Here is an 18,495-nt window from a genome sequence, read left to right as displayed (position 1 = left end):
ACGGGGCCTCGGCCTTTCCCGAGAACAGAACAACTCGCTTGGCTACAGAACCGCTTGAAAGACGTTGGAGACGGCATGCCGACCAACTTGCATGGGTGCGAGACTGGTCGGGGCGAAGTCTGTGCGACGTCCTTGAGTGCCATTCGAGTGGATCCTGAGAGGCTGCGGCAACTCCACGCCTCCTGAGAAAGGGAGCCACCATGCAGACCATCGCACCGGCCGTCATCGCCCCGACCGCGGCGTCACAGCCGGGTCCGGGGGTCCCGCGCATCGAACTCCTGCCCGACGAGCGCCACAGTGTGGCGGCACTCGCCCACGAGTACGCGCGGGCCTCGGCCTCGCTGGACGCCCGGCGATCCCTCCAGCTCGCCGCCCTGATGGCCCATGAGCTGCCGCGTTCGCTGCGGCGGCTGATGACCGAGTTCCGCCTGGCCGGGTCCCCGCACGCGGGCTTCCTGATCAGCGGGCTGCTCATCGACGAGAACGCGCTGGGCCCCACCCCGATGAGCTACCAGGAGCGCCCCGACCGCCCCGAGCTGCGGCACGCGGACGCGGTGCTGTCCCTGGTCGGCTCCCTGCTCGGGGAGCCCTTCTCGTTCAGCAGCCAGCAGCGCGGCCGGCTGCTCCTCGACCTGTTCCCGGTGCCCGGGCACGAGCTGGACCAGCTCGGTTCGGGATCCACGGCCATGCTCGACTGGCACACCGAGGACGCCTTCCACCCGCACCGCGCGGACTGGATGATCCTGCTGGGCCTGCGCAACCACGACGCGGTGCCCACGACCTTCGCGGCCATGGAGGACATCGAGCTCAGCGAGGAGCACCGCGCCGTCCTCTTCGAGAAGCGCTTCGCGATCCTTCCGGACCAGTCGCACACCAAGAGCTTCAACGTGGCCACCGGCGCCGCCGACGCGACGGGTGCCTCCGGAGCCGAGCAGTTCCGACGCATCGACACCATGGCGAACCGGCCCGAGCCGATCGCCCTGCTGGAGGGCGACCCCGCGGCCCCGTGGCTGCGCGTGGACCCGCCGTTCATGCACACCAACCCGCTCGACCCGCAGGCCGCGGACGCGCAGGACGCGCTGCTGGCCGCGATCGAGGCGAAGCTGACCGACGTGGTGATCGGCCGCGGCGACCTGTTCGTCATCGACAACAAGCGTGCGGTGCACGGCCGCCGGCCGTTCACCCCCCGCTACGACGGCACCGACCGCTGGCTCAAGCGCATCAACCTCACGGCCGATCTGCGGCGCAGCGCCGGATCCCGGCTCGGCGACCACGGCCGGGCCGTGGTCTGACCCCACCACTGCCGCAGGCGCTCACGCCGCGCGCGGACGACCCTTTTCCCCTTGAAAGGATTCAAGGCCTTGGCCGCAGAACCCAATCTGATCCGACGCCACCGGCTGTTCCGCCGGTTCTGGCTGGCGCGCGCGGTCTCGCTCGTCGGCGACGGCGCAGCCATGGTGGCGCTCGTCCTGCTGGTCAGCCGTGGTGACCACGCCGGAACCGGTGTGTCGCTGATCCTCCTCGCCGAGTCCGTGCCGCGGTTCTTCGGGCCGCTCGCCGGAGCGCTCGCGGACCGGATGGGCGTGCGGCGCCTGCTGATCGCCGCCGAGCTCGTCCAGGCCCTGGTCTTCGGGGTCGTCGTACTGGCACGGCCCGGGCTCGCCGTCCTCGTGCCGCTGGTCGCGGTGGCCGCCGCGGCCTCCACCGTGTTCTCCGCGGCCGGCCGCACGGTGGTGCCGCGCCTGGTCGACGAGAAGGACCTGATGCCCGCCAACGCGTGGATGGGCACCGCCTTCAACCTCCAGGCCGCGCTCGGCCCGGTCCTCGGCGGCGTGTTCTCCGCCTGGGGCGGCGAGTACGGCGCGCTGGCCGTCAACGCGGGCAGCTTCGTGGTCTCCGCCCTGCTGCTGACCCGTATCCCGGCGCTGGAGCCGCTGCGCACCGGCCAGCGGCGGACCCTGCTGGGCGACACCGTCGAGGGGCTGAAGTTCGTACGGCACCACCGGGTGTCCCGGGCCATCGTGCTGCTGCTCCTGCTCGGCCTGTTCTTCGGCTCGCTCGACAACCTGGCGCTGGTCTTCCTCGCCGAGCACACCCTGGACGCCGGCGAGACCGGATACGGCATCCTGTCCGCGTCGTTCGGCGTCGCCATGGTCGCCGCCTCGCTGTGGCTGGTCCGCACCGCCGAGAGCCGCTCGCCCGTGTGGGTGCTGCTGGCGGGCTGGTTCTTCACCGGCCTGGGCCTGCTGCTGACGGCCGCCGCTCCGGTGCTGCTCGCCGCGATCGCCATGCAGCTGATCGCGGGCCTGGGCAACGGTGTGGCCAACGTCGGCGAGGAGACGCTGCTGCAGAAGGCCGTGCCCGCCGAGGTGCTGGGCCGGGTGGGCGGCACGCTGTCCTCCGCCGCTTTCTTCGGCAGCACGGCCGGCTACCTGGCCGGCAGCCTGCTCAGCCCCGACAGCCACGCCCGGCTGGTCTTCGTGATCGCGGGTGGCGGCATCTTCCTGGCGCTCGCGCTGTGCGGCCCCGCGCTGCTCTCCGCCCGCGCAACGCTCACGGCAGCCCCGGCCGACACCGAGGACCAGGAGCAGCAGAAGGCCGCCCAGGCGGCCGCCGAACCCGCTGCCCAGGCCGTCGTCCAGCCCGGAGCCGTGGCCTGACACCCCGGCGCTGAACCTGCGGCGCTTCACGCACTGCCGGATCGTGCCCCCGGCCCGACGGATGACCATCCGTCGGGCCGGGGGCACGTCACGGTCGGTTCAGCAGTCGGGGATGACGGTGCCGTTGTTGTCCTTGGCGACGTCGTTGCCCCATCTGGACAGGTAGTACGCGGACACCCATTGCCCGGCGGGACCCACGTCCGGGTCGGTCTTCAGCCACCAGTGGTTGAAGCTGCTCCCGCTGCGCACCTCGCGCCCCCAGGCCTTGCAGAACACGTAATTCGTCCCCTTGTAGAGCGTGCCCGTGCTGGTCGTGCTGGTCGGCGAACCGTAGACGGAGGCGTTCCCGAACGTGTCCACCCAGTACCGGCTGCCGCCGGGCGGCTGGGGGGAACCCCCTCCGGGGCCGTAGAGGCGGATGGCTCCGTAGTAGTCACCGTGCGAGGAGAGCGCGGAGACCTGGACGTGGCCGCCGGAGTACGGTGCCTCGGCGATGTAGCCCTGGCCCAGGTACATCGCCACGTGATGGATGGTCGAGGGCGTGTTCCCGAAGAAGACCAGATCGCCGGGGAGCAGCGGTGCGGTGCCGTTGCTGCGGTAGAACCTGGCGACCGCCCTGGAGGAGGTCCACTGGGTTCTGGTCACTCCGTTGATGACGTCGGTACCCACTGCGAGGTAGTAGGCGTAGCGGACCATTCCGGAGCAGTCCAGCCCACGGACGTGGCAGTCGTTCGGGGCACCGTTGGAGGGGTCGCAGATCCCGTACGTGGGGCCCGGCTGCCCACCGTGGCCGCCGCCCCAGGAGTACGGGGTCCCGATCAAGCCGCAGGCGGCGTTCACAGCCGAGTTGGCCTGCGCGGCCGCCCCGGAGGACAGGACTGCGCAGGCCGGGGCCGCGCGGGCCTGCGGGGCGCCGGAGAAGAAGACGATGACGGAGGCCAGCATGGCGAGGAGCGCGGCGAAGCGCAGGGCGGGGAGGGAGCGCCGCGGTGGGAGGTTGACGCGCGTAGGTGGCGACGTGTTCGCGGCTCTCCAGACTGACGTTCTGGAACGAGCTGGTGTGCTGGGTCAATTTGATGTCGCCGTCCGGGGCTACCGAGGTGACCACGGAGGCCTGATAGACCTCGCCCTGAATCCTGTGCCTACCCTCCACACGGTGATGACACCCCGCCCCCTGCCCGCACCTGCGTCCCGCACGATCACGATCCGGGTGCATCCGCGAGCTCGCGTACCGCGTCGGCGACGGCCCGGAAGTCCTTGCGCAGGATCTTGGAGTGGTTGCTCGCGACCTTCGCGCTGACCCGGATGTTCGGGTTACGGGCGACCACCGGGTCGAGGTTGGCGCGGATCTTTTCCATCAGCTTCGGGTCGCCGCCCAGGTTGCCGCCGGTGGCGAGCACGTACCGGGCCGGCACGGTCACACGGTCGAAGACCGGGTTGAGGGCGGCGGGCGCGCAGAGCTCGTTGATCTCGATGTTGATCTCGGCGTGCTGGGCGGCGCTCATGCGCGCGGCCAGGCCGAGCGGGCGGGCGATCGGGAACAGCGGGCTCATCCGCCGGAACAGCTTGCGGATCTGTTCGCGGGCGGCGTCGTCGAGCCACTCGTGCGGCATGGCGCCGTCCACGGACACCACCCCCGCGGCGCGGTCCGGGTTCCGGGCGGCCCAGTGCACGGCGAGCATCGCGCCGTAGGACCAGCCCACCAGGATCGGCCGCTTCACGCCCCTGGCCGCAAGGACGGCGTCGAGGTCGCGCAGGCACGCCTCGAACGAATAGTCCGTGGCGCGCTTCGACTTGCCGCGGGCGCGCTCGTCGAAGGTGATGTGCCGGTAGCCGCTGCCGAGGTCGGCGATGACGCGCCGCCAGTGCGACTGGTCGGCGTAGGAGCCGTTGAGGTAGACCACGGGACGGCCGGAACCGCCGGTGTCGGTCACGGCCAGTGCGGTGTCGTCGATCGACACCATGCCGGTCCAGGCGGACTGCTTGACGGAGGTCATGGCTTGCCTCTACTTCCAGGGTCAGAGGTGAATCAGAGCGGTGGGCTGACAGTGATGTCGGCACAGGGCGTGCGGCGCCGCGTACTCCGGGGCTCTCCTCGGCCTCTTCGGACCGGGTACTCCCCAGGGGCTGCGGGTCAGATGCTTCGGGCGGTGATGTCGCCGTAGGCGGTGGTCGCGTGGATGTTCAGGTCGGGGGTGCCCTCGGTGTTCTTGAGGGCGTTGTGGATGCGGCCGTAGGAGGTGCCGGCGTCCAGGGCGGCGGAGACTCCGGCGGCGGCGCCGACCGAGATGTTGCCGTGCTCGGTGCGCAGGGTGACCGTGTCGTGTACGGCCTCGGTGATGTTGATGTCGCCCTTCTGGGTGCTGATCTCGGCGGGGCCGAGGAGGCGGCCGACGGTGATGTCGCCGGCGAGGAGGGCGAGGTGGGCGCTTGCGGCCTCGTCGAGCTTGACCGAGCCCTGGGCGCCTTCGAAGGCGACGTCGCCGAGGCGTCCGACACCGCGGAACTCGGCGCTGGCCGCCTTCGCCTCGATACGGGAGCCGGCGGGCAGCTGGACGGTCACCGCGACCGAGCCGGAGTTGCCCAGGATGCGGTCCTTCGCCGGTGCGGCCTGGATGCGCAGCACGCCGTCGGCGTATCCGACCGTGATCTGCTCCGCGGCCTTCACGTCACGGCCCTTCGAGGCGTTCGCCGGCAGGACCTCGACCGTGGTGTCCGTGCGGTCGGCGGCGATGAAGCGGATACGGCCTGCGGGGATGTCCAGGACGGCGGCGATCTGGGCGGGAGTGTCGAACTTCTGCATTGTTCTTTCCTTCGGCTCGCTGTTTCCGATGAAGGAAAAGCTACGTTGCGTTTAGAGATCCTTCAACACTGCCGTTGCGCATGAATGGTATTTCTGCAGCTCAAAGGCGATAAATTGTTGCAATGGGTTCCAAATTAATGCAACGAGAACGCCCTCTGTGTTGCAATCAACTGGAGGTGAAGGCTATGCCGGAGGCACTGCGAGCGGGCTGCGGAAGGGGTCCGGGTGGCGCGCCTGGTTGTCAGCGCCGAACTCGAGCGCGCAACAGTTCCCGTACTTCCCCGACGCCCTCCCCGTGATCGGACTTGGTGTCGAGGCGCTGTGTGTCCTCGGAGAACGGCTCCGCCCACAGCGGCGGTCCTGCCGCTGCCAGAAAGGAGGCGCCCGTCGGGGGAGTCGCCATCCAGTGGCAGAAGGCATCAGGCGGCGACTGGGGCGCCTACGCAGCCGAAGTCAGCCGGCGCACCACCTCGTGAGCGCACGCGAATCCCGACGCCGGAGACGGTGGCCGGTCGAGAGTAGTAGCCGGTCAGGCCGCAGATCGCCGGTCGGGTTCGAGGACGCAGCGCACACTACGATGATCAGCATGGAACCGGTGTCCACCCTCGTCCACTCGGACAGCCCGTTCATCAACTTCCGCGACTTCGACTTCGCCGGGGGCTCCCACGGTTATCGCTGGGTCGACACCAAGCGCTTCCGGCTGTCAGCCGATACGCCCGACGACCGCGACGTGTTGGCGGCCTTGATCGCGCACCCTCAGTTCCGGGACACGTACGACGGAGCGGGCGTTCAGGACCGGCCCCGGCACGGCCAGTGGTGGCTTGACCGCATCACCCCCGACACCTACAAGGCAGTCGACGACGCAACCGCAGCCGACATCATCCACTCGTGGGCCGGCCGGCACGGCGACATCCCGGAGAAACTCGAGGCACGCCTGCGGCAGGAGATCTGCACCCCGATCCGCACGGCAACCACCCGATACGTGCTGGGACGGCTCCCCGAGGACGCGTTCCACGACTACGGCCCCATCCACATCGACTACCACGAACTGGTCCTCATCGACCGCCCCGCAGCCGCACTCACTCTGCTCGTCGCAGCCGACGACTAACCCTCCTGGGACTGCACCGCCGATGCTTGAAGCCGAGGCATTCGGAGGCCGGACCCGACGCGACGCGCCCGGCCTCGCCGGAGCGGAGGCCGAACTTGCGCAGATCGACCAGCGGAGCGCGCAGCCAATTGACCTGGGCATGCCGGGTGGCGCCGCCGGTCCCGCCCACAGCGCCATGCCCGCTCAGCGCCGCACATGACCGGTGGGCCGTCCAGGAGTCGCCACGATGCTCAGGTGCGACGCGGTTCAGGCTATGAGCAGGCGGAGGCCGAGATCTGCCGCGTCGAGGTCGGCGAGGTCGCGGTTGCGCTCGGCCCACCGGCCGGACTCGAGGTCGTCGCCGAGCCTCTGCACTGCCCGCTGCTCGGCCTCCGGCCCGACCCTCGTCCACACCGACATCGCGCGGCGCACGTGATCCCCAGATACGCCTCCGGTCGGCGCCAGTACGCTTCGAAGAGGCCGTCGGTGCAGTCCCACGGGATGGGGACCGGCTCCGCGCGGGCGCCGATCGCGTCGGCCATCCCAGCAAGCGAGGGAAATGGTGCGAGGACGGCGGCGAACTCGGGCAGGTAGTCGCGGGTAAGCCAGAACCGGTCCTGCCATCCGGGCTCGTCGGTATCGAACGTGAGCACCACCACGCGGCGGGCCACGCGCCGCATCTCGCGCAGCCCCGCTATCGGGTCCCCCCAGTGGTGAACGGTGGGGACGGCCATCGCGACGTCGAATGACCGGTCCTCGAACGGCAGGCTCTCCGCGGCGGCGGCCACGCACGGCGCCGCGCCGGCAGGCCGCTGCCCCCGCATGACCGCCGACGGCTCCACTGCGGTCACGTGGCGATCAGCAGGCTCGTAGGAGCCGGTGCCGGCCCCGACGTTCAGCACCGTCTGCGCGTCCCCGAGCGCGTCCCAGATCTGCGCGGCGATCCGCGGCTCGGTACGCCGTGTCGCGGTGTAGGCGCCGCCGATCGCGTCGTACAGCCGTGCACCGAGCATCTCCAGTGCTCCTCCGGTGTCACCTTCAGTCCCTTCGCCCGTGCCTCGAGTTCCCTGTCGATGGCCGCCGCCATGGCGTCGGCGTGATCACGCCGCTCCAGCAGCAGGCCGCGCAGTCGGCGCAGGTGCGCGACCGCGTCGGTGGACGGGTCGCCGACCAGTTCCGCGACCTCCCGCAGCCCGAAGCCCAACCGCCGATAAGTCAGCACTTCCCGCAGCCGCTCCACGTCGCCCGCCGAATAGGCCCGGTACCCGGCCGCGGTCCGCGCCGACGGACGCACGAGCCCGATCGCGTCATAGTGATGCAGCGTGCGGACGCTCACGCCGGCCAACTCGGCAACGCCGCCCACGGTCCAGTGATCCTCCACGGCACCGACTATGCAGCCTGACGCCACGTGAGGGTCAAGAACCTCACTCCCGGCAGTGGCTGCGTAGGTCACAGGCAGAAACGGTTGTAGCCGGATTCCGGGAACGGCTGGGGGCCGTTGCCCTGAAGAATGTTGGCGAAAAGTAGGAACGAGGGTCTGCTCGTATCGCGTGATGGCAGCCTGAAGCTGCGGCCTGGCCGCGCATTCGCGGGTCGTAGCCGGGCATGTGGGCCGGGTGGTGGTTGGCGCGTATGGGGCCCGGGCACAGACCGCGGATTCGATCGTGTTCAAATAGGTGTTGAGCCTGTGGCCACGGGCCTGACTGCGGGGGGTGGAGTTGCTTTGGGGTGCACGGGCTGGTGGCGTGCCGGGCTGATGTTGGCCGTAGGCGTGGTGACGGTTGCCTGCAATTCTGCGGCGTACCACGCCGTGGGGCTTTCGGCCGACCAGCTGGCAGGCCAGTGGCGCAGCAGGGAGGGTACGGTCTTGACCTTCCATGAGAACGGAAGTTTCACCAGCGACGAGGTTGCCCTGTTGTCGGCGGCAGCGAGCTGCGGCGACCGATCGCACCTGTCCTCCGGCAACTGGCACTTCGGTTCGAGGCTGGGCGAACCAGTGGATCGCGGCGCCTACTTGTAGCTCACGTTCTCCGGTACCGACTGCATGGTTCCAGTCTTCATCTTCGGCGAGGTGGACGATCCCGTGATGTGTCCGCCCGACGGCGATCCCGACGCCGGCTGCCAGTACGACGAATGCCTCCGCCGCGTCACACCTGCCCCCGCTCCTTGACCGGGGCCCGGCCTTGTCGAGTCCGGCAGTGACCACGGTGCCTGGGCGCCTATGGGTGGGTGGTCACAGCAAGGGCCGAGTCCTCGACGTACGTCGTACTGCGCACAAGCAGGGGCGGAGCCCGGAGCCGGTTCGGGCGTACAGCGAGTCAATCAAGGCCGCCGCCGCGCATGCCGTCATCCAGCCGAACAACGCCAAGGCCACGCTCGGCACGATGCTCGCCTCACGGCACGGCGCCCAGAGCGCCACCGTGCCGGAGACGGTGGAAGCTGCCCGGGCCGGGGTGCACCTGGCAGCGGCGCAGAAGATTCAGACAGTCCGCGGTGTCGCCGGACACCTGTGGACCGTCCTCAAGGACCGCGCCGGAGAGTACTTCGACCAACTGCGAAGCGACGTACGCGTCAGCGCCTTCTTCCGGGATCTGTCCGCCCGCGCCTGCGACAAGATCGCCGGGTGGGCGCAGGCAGCTGCTGACCGGCTCCGCCAGGACACCTGGGGCTCTGAGCACGGCGGAGACCTGCCGAGCGCCGAGGCCCTTTTGCACCTGGGCGCCGCCGCACGCGCCTAAGGTGCCCCTCGCGGCAGCCGTGGCGGCACACTGCCGACTCCTGCGGACAAGGTGGCGGACGGGGTGGACATCCCAGCCATGCGGAAGATGAGGGAGGCCTGGCCCGCCCCCTGCCGGCTGCTCGTCCACGGGTTTCGGCATCGGCTGCTCGCGGCCGGTCGACCACGGCCAAGAGGCCCGTGAAGAGGCCCCGGGCAGCACTGAGCAGGCGGATACACCTGCGGCGCGGTGGCGGTCCCGAACAGCCGCAGTCCCGTAGGCCCCAGCGCTAGCCGCGACTGGTCCCGGCGACCCGTACCCAGGTCGCCGGGACCCTGGTGACGGAGTTCACCACGGACGTTGTGGCAGCGCCGGAGCGTTCCGCGCTGTGGGAGGAGGCCACAGCGCGGTCGCACATGCGCAATCGGCTGCGCAGCAACGACCAGGACGACTTCCGAGCCAAGATTCGCGGCGTCGACTTAGGGGAACTACAGGTATCCGCGCTGGCCTACCCGCATCTGGAGATCGTGCGGACCGCGAAGCATATACGTCAGTCCGACCCGGCGGCTTACCAGATCAACTACCTCCTCCGTAGAGAGGGGGTGCTCTCTCTGAACCGGAATGACACGGCCCTGCGTACCAGTGACCTGGTTGTGTTGGACAGCAGCCGTCCATACCGCGGTGATGTTCGCGCCGGTCCAGGCACCTGGTCCCATGTGACCGTGCAGGTCCCCCGAGGGCTGCTGCCGCTGCCGGAGAAGACGGTGCAGCACCTGCTTGGGGTCCCGATCAGCGGGAGCTGCGGCATGGGGGGTGTTTGCCCACTGGCTGACCGACCTCAACGCGCGCGCCGGTGAGTTCACCCCAGCCGACCTCCCCACTCTCGCCTCGGTCACCCTGGACCTCCTGGCGTAGCCCACCCGTACTCGTTCAAGGCCCCGGTCTCCGCTGCGAAGTAGGGCGGACGTTCTGTCCCACGGCGCGTAGCAGGGTCGCGTTCGACACGACGTTCCGGGTGCCCGCGTCGGCGCCGGGGCGGCGCGTACCGCTCCAGGGAGCGGACGGAGGCGGGGCGGGAGCGGGCCAGCAGCATCGGGGGCGGGCGGGTGGCCGTTGTTCACCCGGCCAGGAATTGTGCTCCTACAGGAAGTTCCGGGTCCGGAGCGCCCGCGCGGTGTCCTCGCACCACTTCCGGTACGAGGGGAGCTGCTCGAGCACCTCGAGGTTCGTGCGCCGTACGAGCAGTTCCGCACTGTCGCTCAGTACTTCGCGGCCGTCCGGCCCGAGGAGGGCCTTCCAGACCTGCTTGGGGTTCCGCTTCTCCTTGCTGCCCTTCATCGTGACGTGGCCCTCCAGCGCGGAGGGCGCGGTGTACGGGTACGCCTTCAGGGGTTCGGCTCCGACGACCTGTTCCAGGGCTTTCCGGTCAGCCAGCATCCAGGACTCGGTCATGAGCACCGGAACTAGAGGTACCGAGACCCCGGCCCGCGCGACCAGTCCCCGCCGCTGCTCCAGCTCGGCGACCAGCTTCAGGCGTTCGTCGCGGGCGTCCTCATCACCGTGGACGAAGACCACGTCGCAGTCCCGGGCGAGTTCCTCGGCCGCGCGCAGTACCCGCTCCGGCTTGTCGTTCGTGCGTACGCCGGACACTTCGCACCGCAGTACCTCCACGGTCTGCGAGCTGTGTTGCTGGATCAGCCGGTCCAGCTGGCGCTTGACGAGGCTCGCCAGGTAAGGCCCGTCGCTGCCTTCGACGAGCAGCCCGGGTTTCAGCGGCCGGTACTTGTACGTCACGACGCCCCCCGGCCCAGGTTCCTCAGCAGCCTCTCCACGTGCTCCGGTGAGACCGTCTCGCCGGGATCCCGCTCCGGATCGAAGGCCCGCAGCGGACGGGCCACGGTCGTGCGGACGACGCTCTGCGTCTGCGGATCCACCCGGTCGGCCTGCTCCATGAAGACGAGGCTGCCGGAGAGGTCGTCGCGGAGCGCTGCCAGCAGGGCCGGGGAGTGCGTGGTGGCGATGAGCTGCCGGTACGGGGCGGCGGGGGCGGCGGCGTCCGGTGTCACTCCGGTGCCTCGCCTGAGCCTACGTACGAGATCGCCGACGTGCTCGGGGTGCATGCCGTTCTCGATCTCCTCCACGTACATCCCGCACGGCCAGACCGGGTCCGCGGCAGCGGCGAGCAGGGCCACCATCCGCAGGGTGCCGTCGGAGAGGGCGGGCGGGCTGATCCAGCCCGTGTTGCTGAACTCCACCTCGAAGTCGTATTCATCCCGGCGCCGGTCGTACAGCGGCCGGATGTCCTGCACTCCGTCGATGAGCGCGGCCAGATCACCGACGAACCGCCTCCAGTTGCCCGGCGACTCGTCCTTGATGCGGTGCAGGACCGCCGCCAGGTTGCCGCCGTCCGGGGTGGTCCTGCCGGTGGCGACAGCAGCCGTCGGCGTCCGCAGCGCCTCCGGATCGAGGACGAAGGGGTGCCAGGAGGCGCACTCACGGGCCACCAGTGCGCGCAGTTCGGCGCCCGGCGCCACCGCGAAGTCCTCGGCGTACCTTTCACCGTCCTCTTCGGCGCCGCCTTCGAAGTCCCCCAGAGCCTGCGGATCCCAGGCGGGGCCGATGTTCCCCTTGAAGGCCAGATAGTCCACGTCGTCCGTGCGGGCAAGGAAGGCAGAGCGCGCCTGCGCGATGGCAGACTGCGCTTCCTCATCCAGCCCCACGTTCGTCATCCACCCGGGTTTGACGAGGCTGCTGACCCAGATGGCGCTCGTCCTGTGCACTCCCACCTTGCCGTTCGGCATGCGGCCCACGCTCAGGCGGATACGGACCGGGAGCGGGCCGTCCTGCGAGGCGATCAGTGTTCCGACGGTGATGGCGAGCGTGTGGCCCGGCTCATCGGCGCCCCGGTGGAACAGACTGCCCGGGGACAGCCGGGAGTCTTCGCGGACCGTTGCCTCGAAGCCGCGGTCGGCGATGCCGGCGACCAGGCGCAGCGCATCGAAGAGGTTCGACTTCCCGGCACCGTTCGGGCCCAACAGGATGAGCGTCGGCGGCACATCGAGGCTGAAGTCGCGGAACGACTTGAAGCCGTCGATCCGAATCTGGGTGATCATCCTCTATTCTGCTCCTCTGGGCCGTCACGTGCCCTGCCACCCTAGCGTCGAAGACATCACCGGCATGCGAACGGGTGCTCTGGCGGCGCCGTCTGACTGCTCGCCAGGCGTACGTGTCCACCACTCAGGCCGCATCCACGACGCCGTCGCGCCCACTACCTGCACGGCAGCGGCACGCCGCTGGAGCTCGACATCGACCGGGCGTTGAGCGAGGACCCCGCGATGCGGGCCGATGTTCACAGGGACATCCAGAAGAATCAGGACGAGTGGAAGCGGGAGGCTCTGGCCGCCTTCGAGAAGTCCGGCGGCGCGCCCGTCTCGATTCCCGTGGAGTACCGGGCACCCGGACCCCCGCTCGAGCCGGGCGCGAGCTTCCAGAACCGGGACTGGTATCTGGGCGTCGGCGGTCATCAGCGGGTGGTCTCCGGCGAGGTGTCCGTCGTTCCGGGCGCGGACGGAGAGCCGAAGATCAGCATGGACTACCAGGTCAACATCTACGACCGGTACAACTGGGACGGCATCAAGTCGACCCCGATCGGTCCGACGGACATCAAGGACTCGGAAATGGCGCGGCTGCACACCGTCGGTCTGGCCCGGGAGTTCGACATGCGGGGCACCAGTTCAGTACAGAAGTACGATTTCGATGCACCCGGTGCGGGCGTGGCGCCGCCGGCGGACGCGGGCCGTGACGGTACGCGCAGTGACCCGTCCCGCGGTGAGGAGAAGAACCGGTGAAGCGCAGAACGGTCGGGGTCGCGGTCGGGGTCGCAGTGGTGGCCATGACGGCCGTGGGGCTGATGGCGATTTCGTCGCCGGGGCGGATGGGCCGCAGGTCGCGGCGCATCCTGGCCTGGTCGGCGATGACATAGGCGTCGCGGGCGTCGGTTTTCCCCTCACCTCTGTAGCCGTCGGAGGCACGGTTCACCAAGCGGCCGGGGATGTAGAGGACTTCCTGGCCATGGTTGATCAGCAGAGCCAGCAACAGCGCGGGCTCCCCGCCCGCCATGTCGATGGCCCAGGTGACCTGGTCGCCGCCCGTGAGGGCGAGGACGTCCCCGATCAGCTTCAGCAGCTCGGGCTCGTCGTTGGCGACCCGCCGCGACAGCAGCGTTTTGCCGTCTGCGTCCATTGCGAGGCCGTGGTGGTGGCCCTTGCCGCTGTCGATCCCTGCCCATATCCGGCTCATCGCGCTCCTGACCTGCTCGTCGTACGCTTCGTACCACGGACGACTTCGCCGGCATTGCTCTACTCAGCGACTTGTTCGCACTTCCTAATCGGCGGCCGAGTCGTCGTGGGGAGCCGGGCGGCCAAGCATGTGGAGCCACAAGCCGGCAGCGAACCGAGAGCCACACCCGCCTCCCCTGGGTGCCGCAACCCTACGAATGGCTGGGGCCTCCCAGGAAGAAGGTAGAGCGAACCGAACTCCGCCGCTTCGCGACGCCGGTCCAAGGACCCATTCCTCCCCGGCCTGAAGGGCGGAGCCTCCTGGGAGAAATCCGGTGAGCGAGCTCGGCCAAGGTCCGCCCGGCAGGCAGGGGACGGTGGGGCGGGCTTGCCGTGGGCGGCTTCAAGCGGGCCGACGACGGCAGCTACTACGGTCGTCCGGGTGAGAGCCGTGAACCCGACCGCCGAGGCGTTGCTCGCGGGCATACCCGCCCTTGCCCCGTACGCCCGCAAGGCCACGCTGCTGCGCCCCAAAGCGGGTGAGCCGTCACCGCACGGCAGTCATGTCGGCGGTCCGCTGGTGTGGCCCGCCGGCGAGAAATGGCCCGTGTGCAAGGGGCCGCACATGGTCGAGGTACGCGAGAAGCTCTCCGATGCGGATCGGGAGACCATGCAACGGATCGGCCGGGACGCGCGGACCCGGCGGGTCCGGAGGTCGCACGCCGCGTACCGGATCACCGAGGAGGAGGCCGCACTCCGTACCCGGATCATGGGAGCCGATGCGCTCGACGCGCTCACGTGGGAGCGGATCCGCCGGGTGCCGGTGTCCAGCGTCCCCGGCGTACCGCTGATCGGGGTCCTGCAGCTCCTCAAGCAGGACGTGCCCGCGGCCGACTGGCCGGAGGGCATGGACGTAATGCAGGTTCTGTGGTGCCCCCGGGAGCATGCCGAACTGCCGGGGCAGGGGTACTACTGGGGACCCGCCGTCGAGATGTATTTCCGTTCGGCCGCTTCGCTCACCGCTGTGCCGGATGTCCCCGTGCCGGTCGACGCCGTGGCCTCGTACGTGCCCCGGCCCTGCCTTCTCGATCCGGTCGAGGTGATAGACCTCCCGGCCCAGGACGAACTGCCCGGGGAACTCTTCGGCGAGGCGGAGTCCTGGGCCGAGCAGCACGGTATCGAGTACCACCGCACTCTGGCCTGCCTGGAGGGATGGAAGGCCGGCGGCTGGCCGAGCTGGCACCTCACGGACCTGGTCCCGATCGACTGTGCCTGCGGTGCGACGGCCCGTCTGTTCCTCACGGTCGACAGCGGCCGTGATCCGGATCTCAATGTCGGCCGGTTCGGTGAACTGCGCATCTTCACGTGTCCCGTGGATGTCTCGCACCCGCTCCGCCTGAACATCCAGTAGCACGCCCCTTCCATGTTGCGGGGGCCTGCTACTGAACGTCTGACGACCGGGCCTGAACGCGCGACAGCCCGATGCGGCGGTTCCCCGGGTCGACGTCGATGATCTTGACGGTGAGGATGTCGCCGACCTGGATCCCCTCCTCGGGCTCGTCCACCGACGTCTCGGCCGGTTCGGTGTGGTGCAGCAGTCCCTCGAAGCCGTCGTCCCGGTCCTCGATGCGGACGAAGGCACCGGAAGGTGTGATCCGGGTGACCGGTCCCGTGACGATCCGGCCGACCTGCTGCGCAAGCGCCGGCATCGGATCTTCCTCCAGCGCCTTGAGCGAAAGCGGCACCCGCTGCCGGACGAGGTCGACGTCGAGGATCTCGGCGGTGACCTCTTGACCCACCGTCAGTATGTCGGAGGGGTAGTCGATGTGGCGCCAGGACACCTCGGGCAGATTGATCATCGCGGTGAAGCCGCCGATGTCGACGAAGGTGACGCCGAAATCGGGCATGGCGACGACGGTGCCGGTGCAGATCCGTCCTCGGTGCAGGGTGGTGAGGAACGCCCAGTCGCGGTCGTCGGCGGTCGGCTCGGTCCTCCAGCGCGCCCGCAGGACGCCGTCCTCGTCGGGCAGGACGGCCGTCATGAGCGGTTGCCTTTCGTCGATGCAGAGGGACAGGGCCGCTGCGGCACGGGCGCCGCAGACATGCGCCGCCAGTTCCGCGAACTGGCTCTCGTCGGCGACGATGCTCGCGATCCGGCCGTCCTCGTGACCCCGCAGCAGCAGAAGGACCTCATGCGGGCCGATCCCGTGACCCTCGCCGATCTCAAGGGCCTGCCGCCCGAGGTCGGCCGCGAGCTCCGCGGCCCCGACGGCAAGATAGACCGGGTCGAGATGGTGCGGTACGCACTCGACCACTGGGACAAGCTGGATGATCTCGACTTCAAGAACAACTGCGCCAACTTCACGTCGTCGGCCCTTGAGGCCGGAGGTATGCAGAAGAAGTTCGACTTCTGGCTGGGGCCCCGCGGGGACAACACCTGGGGCCGGGAGAGCGGCCTGGGGATAGAAAGGATCGACCGACGGGTATACCACTCCCGCTCGTGGGGGCTGGCCAAAGACCTGCACGGCTTCCTTCTGCACAACGGCGGTGAGGAAGTCGCGAGATCGGAAGCACGCCCTGGCGACGTGATCTTCTACGAGCAGGTCGGCCCCCGATCCGGACGAGCCGCCCGGGGAGATCTACCACGCTGCCGTCGTGACGTCGGTGACCCCTGACGGCGACATCAAACTGACCCAGCACACCAGCTCGTTCCAGAACGTGAGTCTGGAGAGCCGCGAACACGTCGCCACCAGGAACCACGGCGAGCAGCGCATCCGCATCGTCCGACCCCACCCGAATTGGTACTGATGGAAACCTCACGCTCCGCCGCGGTGTCGGGCGCCGCGCGGGACCGCACGGTCACGTCCGGCATGGTGCTCACGGCACTGCTCGTCCCGGTCGTGGCCGCCCTCGGTGTGGTCACCTCGTTGCGCGTCGAAAACATCGACATGGACTGGGTACACCGGCAACAGGCGGCCTGCCGGCACATGCCCTTCCCGAAGATGGAATACGTCCTCGCATGGTCGGGACCGCTCGTCGGCCTGTCGGCCATGACCATCTGCGTACTGCTCGGGCGGTGGATCCGTCGATGCTGCGGCCTGCGACTCTGGGACACCTGGCCTGGGCTCTTGGCTTTCGTCTGCTCCATGCTCAACGTTCTGGCAATTCTGCTGGAACTGTTCATGCTGTGGACCACCTACAACCCCGACATGCCGGGGTCGATCCTCGGTGACTGCGGTTAGCCGCCCACATCGCGCCGCGCGCCGGGCGCCCGCCGCGCGGCCACGGGATCAGCGTCGCCGGGTCCGGGTCAGGGACCTGGTTCTCGGCGTGGCTCCTCGTCGGATTGATGAGGGGCACGGGCCCGCCGGACAGGTGCCCTGACGTGTGAGTCATCCGCAGAGCGGGACTTGCTTGCGGAGGAGCCGGCATTCGGCTCCTCCGGGCATCTGCCGTTCGAGCAAGCCGGGGTCAGTCCTCCGCCTCCGCCAGGGGCTCGTCCGGGTCGGTGGCCATGGTCAGCTGGGTGATGCCGCAGCCGTCCGGGGTGCGGACGTCGATGCGGTACAGGCCCGGGGTCGGGGCGGTTGCCGTTGCGGTGGCCACGCCGTCCTCCCAGGTCAGGGTGAGCGGGGTCGGGCGGGTGGGGTTCTCGAGGTCCGTGAGGCGGCAGGTCAGGCCCGAGAGGGTGTCGACGTCGCTGAGGTGGAGCTTCCAGGGCCGGCCCGCCGGGACCAGGTCGGGGGCGCTCAGGCCGCAGCCTGCTTCGCCCTGGGGCGGGCCGGGGTTGATGTCGTCGCGGACGATCTCGGTGACGGCTTCGAGGGCGGTCTGCGCCTTGGCGACGTCGCCGTGCTGGAGCGGCAGGTGGGTGATGATGTCGGTGAGGATCGCCGACTCCTTGTAGACGGTGCCGTCGCCGTGCACCTGGAAGTACCGGACACGGTCGTGCCGGTCGAGGATGAAGGTCCCGTCGGAGTTCTGCCGGGCGCCGTCGAGGTGGGCCTCGACCTTGCCGTCGGTGATCGTCAGGTTCTGCCAGGTGGGCTGGTTGATGCCGACGACCGAGCGGTGGCCGGGCAGGGTGATGCTCTTCTGGCCGTGGTGGAAGCGGGCCGCGTTGCGCGCCAGTTCCGCGTCGCCGCCGATGGCCGCGACGTCGCTCGGCGTGAGGTGGCGTACGTCGTCCCCCGCGCGCAGGCTCCGGTACTGCGGCAGCAGGTCGTGCAGGCCCGGCATCGTGGCGCAGATGGCCCGGAGTTTGCGGTGCGGCAGCCGTACGGGGGTGCCCCGGCCGGTGGCGAGGATGACGGCGGCCTTGACCGAGCCCTGGAAGGGCGTGCCGAGGGTGATGACGCCCCGGGTGTCGGCCTGGAGGTCGCTGTCGTAGCCGGGGTCGAGGGCCGCGCGGGTGACGAGGCCGCCCATGGAGTGGGCGACGAAGACGAGCCGTCCCTCCCGCTGGTCCTGGCGGTGGCGGCGGGCCTGGGTGTGGGCGGGGTGGCGGCGCCAGTCGGTCAGGTGGAGGCGCGCGGCGTCGGCCAGGAGACGGCCGTTGGTGGCGACGGGCAGACGCCAGTCGTAGGCGAACTCCAGGATCGCGGCGTCGTCGGCGACGCTGGAGCGGATCGTGCCGACCAGGTCGGTGTACGGCTCGCTGCCGGCGAGGTACGGGGTCCAGGCGGAGTGCTTGAGGAGGCCGGTCGCCTCGATGCGGCCGTTCTTGCCCGCCAGCTCGTCCTCGGTCATGGCCAGGGACTTCAGACCGGAGGGCGTGGTCCAGGCCTTCAGCAGCCAGGAGACGCCGCCGAGGCCCCAGACGTCCTTGCCGGTGCGCGTGTCGTGGAGGGTGCTGCCCATGATCCCCGGTACGACGACCACTGCGTCCTGGGTGACGTGGTCGGGTAAGTCGTCCGTGCGGTGCCGGTGCTGCTGCTTGTTCATGGCAGTG

Annotated in this window: 18 protein-coding genes and 2 pseudogenes; 11 read left to right on the top strand and 9 right to left on the bottom strand. The window is 69.6% G+C overall.

Going from position 1 to position 18,495, the window contains the following annotated elements; translation table 11 throughout:
• Positions 1-200: 200 nt before the first annotated feature.
• On the top strand, positions 201-1,292 hold the full coding sequence (gntD, locus tag AB0M76_RS22685) for a guanitoxin biosynthesis L-enduracididine beta-hydroxylase GntD (protein WP_365954593.1): 1,092 nt from the start codon (positions 201-203) through the stop codon (positions 1,290-1,292).
• Positions 1,293-1,361: 69 nt separating this feature from the next.
• Entirely contained in the window at positions 1,362-2,660 is a 1,299-nt protein-coding gene (locus AB0M76_RS22680) for an MFS transporter (protein ID WP_365954592.1), read from the top strand.
• Between the two features lie 99 nt (positions 2,661-2,759).
• Here AB0M76_RS22680 and AB0M76_RS22675 read toward each other — a convergent pair whose 3' ends face one another.
• From AB0M76_RS22675 to AB0M76_RS22665, 3 genes are all read right to left on the bottom strand, one after another.
• Positions 2,760-3,605, bottom strand: a complete 846-nt coding sequence (locus tag AB0M76_RS22675; protein ID WP_365954591.1) for an NlpC/P60 family protein — start codon at positions 3,603-3,605, stop codon at positions 2,760-2,762.
• Between the two features lie 254 nt (positions 3,606-3,859).
• The gene (locus AB0M76_RS22670) at positions 3,860-4,657 is read right to left on the bottom strand and encodes an alpha/beta fold hydrolase (RefSeq protein WP_365954590.1); all 798 of its coding nucleotides are present in this window, start codon (positions 4,655-4,657) and stop codon (positions 3,860-3,862) included.
• Positions 4,658-4,794: 137 nt separating this feature from the next.
• Positions 4,795-5,463 (bottom strand): DUF4097 family beta strand repeat-containing protein, encoded by a 669-nt coding sequence (locus AB0M76_RS22665; protein WP_365954589.1) that lies wholly within the window; start codon positions 5,461-5,463, stop codon positions 4,795-4,797.
• Between the two features lie 586 nt (positions 5,464-6,049).
• Here AB0M76_RS22665 and AB0M76_RS22660 point away from each other — a divergent pair.
• Complete coding sequence (locus tag AB0M76_RS22660) at positions 6,050-6,571, top strand: hypothetical protein (protein WP_365954588.1); 522 nt, start codon at positions 6,050-6,052, stop codon at positions 6,569-6,571.
• 246 nt (positions 6,572-6,817) lie between these two features.
• Here the strand turns inward: AB0M76_RS22660 and AB0M76_RS22655 are convergent.
• A pseudogene (locus tag AB0M76_RS22655) lies at positions 6,818-7,913 on the bottom strand (MerR family transcriptional regulator).
• A gap of 835 nt (positions 7,914-8,748) precedes the next feature.
• Between AB0M76_RS22655 and AB0M76_RS22650 the strand changes: the two are divergent.
• Both AB0M76_RS22650 and AB0M76_RS22645 read left to right on the top strand, forming a co-directional pair.
• On the top strand, positions 8,749-9,288 hold the full coding sequence (locus AB0M76_RS22650) for a hypothetical protein (RefSeq protein WP_365954587.1): 540 nt from the start codon (positions 8,749-8,751) through the stop codon (positions 9,286-9,288).
• Between the two features lie 317 nt (positions 9,289-9,605).
• Positions 9,606-10,124 (top strand): hypothetical protein, encoded by a 519-nt coding sequence (locus AB0M76_RS22645; RefSeq protein ID WP_365954586.1) that lies wholly within the window; start codon positions 9,606-9,608, stop codon positions 10,122-10,124.
• A gap of 283 nt (positions 10,125-10,407) precedes the next feature.
• Here the strand turns inward: AB0M76_RS22645 and AB0M76_RS22640 are convergent, their stop codons facing one another.
• Together AB0M76_RS22640 and AB0M76_RS22635 are read right to left on the bottom strand one after the other, a co-directional pair.
• Complete coding sequence (locus AB0M76_RS22640; protein ID WP_365954584.1) at positions 10,408-11,061, bottom strand: hypothetical protein; 654 nt, start codon at positions 11,059-11,061, stop codon at positions 10,408-10,410.
• Positions 11,058-12,380, bottom strand: coding sequence for an AAA family ATPase (locus AB0M76_RS22635; protein ID WP_365954583.1), 1,323 nt, complete (start codon positions 12,378-12,380; stop codon positions 11,058-11,060). The genes AB0M76_RS22640 and AB0M76_RS22635 overlap by 4 nt, the downstream gene beginning before the upstream one ends.
• A gap of 222 nt (positions 12,381-12,602) precedes the next feature.
• Here AB0M76_RS22635 and AB0M76_RS22630 point away from each other — a divergent pair, with 222 nt between their 5' ends.
• Positions 12,603-13,115 (top strand): hypothetical protein, encoded by a 513-nt coding sequence (locus tag AB0M76_RS22630; RefSeq protein ID WP_365954673.1) that lies wholly within the window; start codon positions 12,603-12,605, stop codon positions 13,113-13,115.
• A complete protein-coding gene (locus tag AB0M76_RS22625) occupies positions 13,112-13,249 on the top strand; it encodes a hypothetical protein (RefSeq protein WP_365954672.1) in 138 nt (45 codons plus the stop codon). Before AB0M76_RS22630 ends, AB0M76_RS22625 begins: the two co-directional genes overlap by 4 nt.
• Here the strand turns inward: AB0M76_RS22625 and AB0M76_RS22620 are convergent.
• Positions 13,201-13,566 (bottom strand): annotated as a pseudogene (locus AB0M76_RS22620) (IS110 family transposase); the annotation flags it as partial. The gene AB0M76_RS22625 and the pseudogene AB0M76_RS22620 sit on opposite strands and share 49 nt — an antisense overlap.
• A gap of 420 nt (positions 13,567-13,986) precedes the next feature.
• On the opposite strand from AB0M76_RS22620, the gene AB0M76_RS22615 reads away from it, so the two are divergent.
• Positions 13,987-14,955 (top strand): hypothetical protein, encoded by a 969-nt coding sequence (locus tag AB0M76_RS22615; protein WP_365954582.1) that lies wholly within the window; start codon positions 13,987-13,989, stop codon positions 14,953-14,955.
• A 28-nt stretch (positions 14,956-14,983) separates the two neighbouring features.
• Here the strand turns inward: AB0M76_RS22615 and AB0M76_RS22610 are convergent, their stop codons facing one another.
• Entirely contained in the window at positions 14,984-15,586 is a 603-nt protein-coding gene (locus AB0M76_RS22610) for a S1 RNA-binding domain-containing protein (protein WP_365954581.1), read from the bottom strand.
• 6 nt (positions 15,587-15,592) lie between these two features.
• Between AB0M76_RS22610 and AB0M76_RS22605 the strand changes: the two genes are divergently transcribed.
• Genes AB0M76_RS22605 through AB0M76_RS22595 form a run of 3 tightly spaced genes read left to right on the top strand, consistent with a single transcriptional unit; the run spans position 15,593 to position 16,786 of the window.
• Positions 15,593-16,219 (top strand): amidase domain-containing protein, encoded by a 627-nt coding sequence (locus AB0M76_RS22605; protein WP_365954580.1) that lies wholly within the window; start codon positions 15,593-15,595, stop codon positions 16,217-16,219.
• The gene (locus AB0M76_RS22600) at positions 16,200-16,352 is read left to right on the top strand and encodes a hypothetical protein (RefSeq protein WP_365954579.1); all 153 of its coding nucleotides are present in this window, start codon (positions 16,200-16,202) and stop codon (positions 16,350-16,352) included. Before AB0M76_RS22605 ends, AB0M76_RS22600 begins: the two co-directional genes overlap by 20 nt.
• A gap of 23 nt (positions 16,353-16,375) precedes the next feature.
• On the top strand, positions 16,376-16,786 hold the full coding sequence (locus AB0M76_RS22595) for a hypothetical protein (RefSeq protein ID WP_365954578.1): 411 nt from the start codon (positions 16,376-16,378) through the stop codon (positions 16,784-16,786).
• Positions 16,787-17,015: 229 nt separating this feature from the next.
• Here AB0M76_RS22595 and AB0M76_RS22590 read toward each other — a convergent pair whose 3' ends face one another.
• Entirely contained in the window at positions 17,016-18,488 is a 1,473-nt protein-coding gene (locus tag AB0M76_RS22590) for a hypothetical protein (protein WP_365954577.1), read from the bottom strand.
• Positions 18,489-18,495 lie beyond the last annotated feature (7 nt).

It is taken from the genome of Streptomyces sp. NPDC051364 (assembly GCF_040682115.1).
In the GTDB taxonomy this organism is placed as follows: Bacteria; Actinomycetota; Actinomycetes; order Streptomycetales; family Streptomycetaceae; genus Streptomyces.
Note: the sequence above shows the minus strand (reverse complement) of the source record. Positions and strands in the feature narration are given on the sequence as shown.

Coding starts and splice junctions, on each gene's coding strand:
- gntD (WP_365954593.1), top strand. CDS start 201: ATGCAGACCATCGCACCGGCCGTCATCGCCCCGACCGCGGCGTCACAG.
- AB0M76_RS22675 (WP_365954591.1), bottom strand. CDS start 3,605: ATGCTGGCCTCCGTCATCGTCTTCTTCTCCGGCGCCCCGCAGGCCCGC.
- AB0M76_RS22670 (WP_365954590.1), bottom strand. CDS start 4,657: ATGACCTCCGTCAAGCAGTCCGCCTGGACCGGCATGGTGTCGATCGAC.
- AB0M76_RS22665 (WP_365954589.1), bottom strand. CDS start 5,463: ATGCAGAAGTTCGACACTCCCGCCCAGATCGCCGCCGTCCTGGACATC.
- AB0M76_RS22660 (WP_365954588.1), top strand. CDS start 6,050: ATGGAACCGGTGTCCACCCTCGTCCACTCGGACAGCCCGTTCATCAAC.
- AB0M76_RS22635 (WP_365954583.1), bottom strand. CDS start 12,380: ATGATCACCCAGATTCGGATCGACGGCTTCAAGTCGTTCCGCGACTTC.
- AB0M76_RS22630 (WP_365954673.1), top strand. CDS start 12,603: ATGCGGGCCGATGTTCACAGGGACATCCAGAAGAATCAGGACGAGTGG.
- AB0M76_RS22610 (WP_365954581.1), bottom strand. CDS start 15,586: ATGACGGCCGTCCTGCCCGACGAGGACGGCGTCCTGCGGGCGCGCTGG.
- AB0M76_RS22590 (WP_365954577.1), bottom strand. CDS start 18,488: ATGAACAAGCAGCAGCACCGGCACCGCACGGACGACTTACCCGACCAC.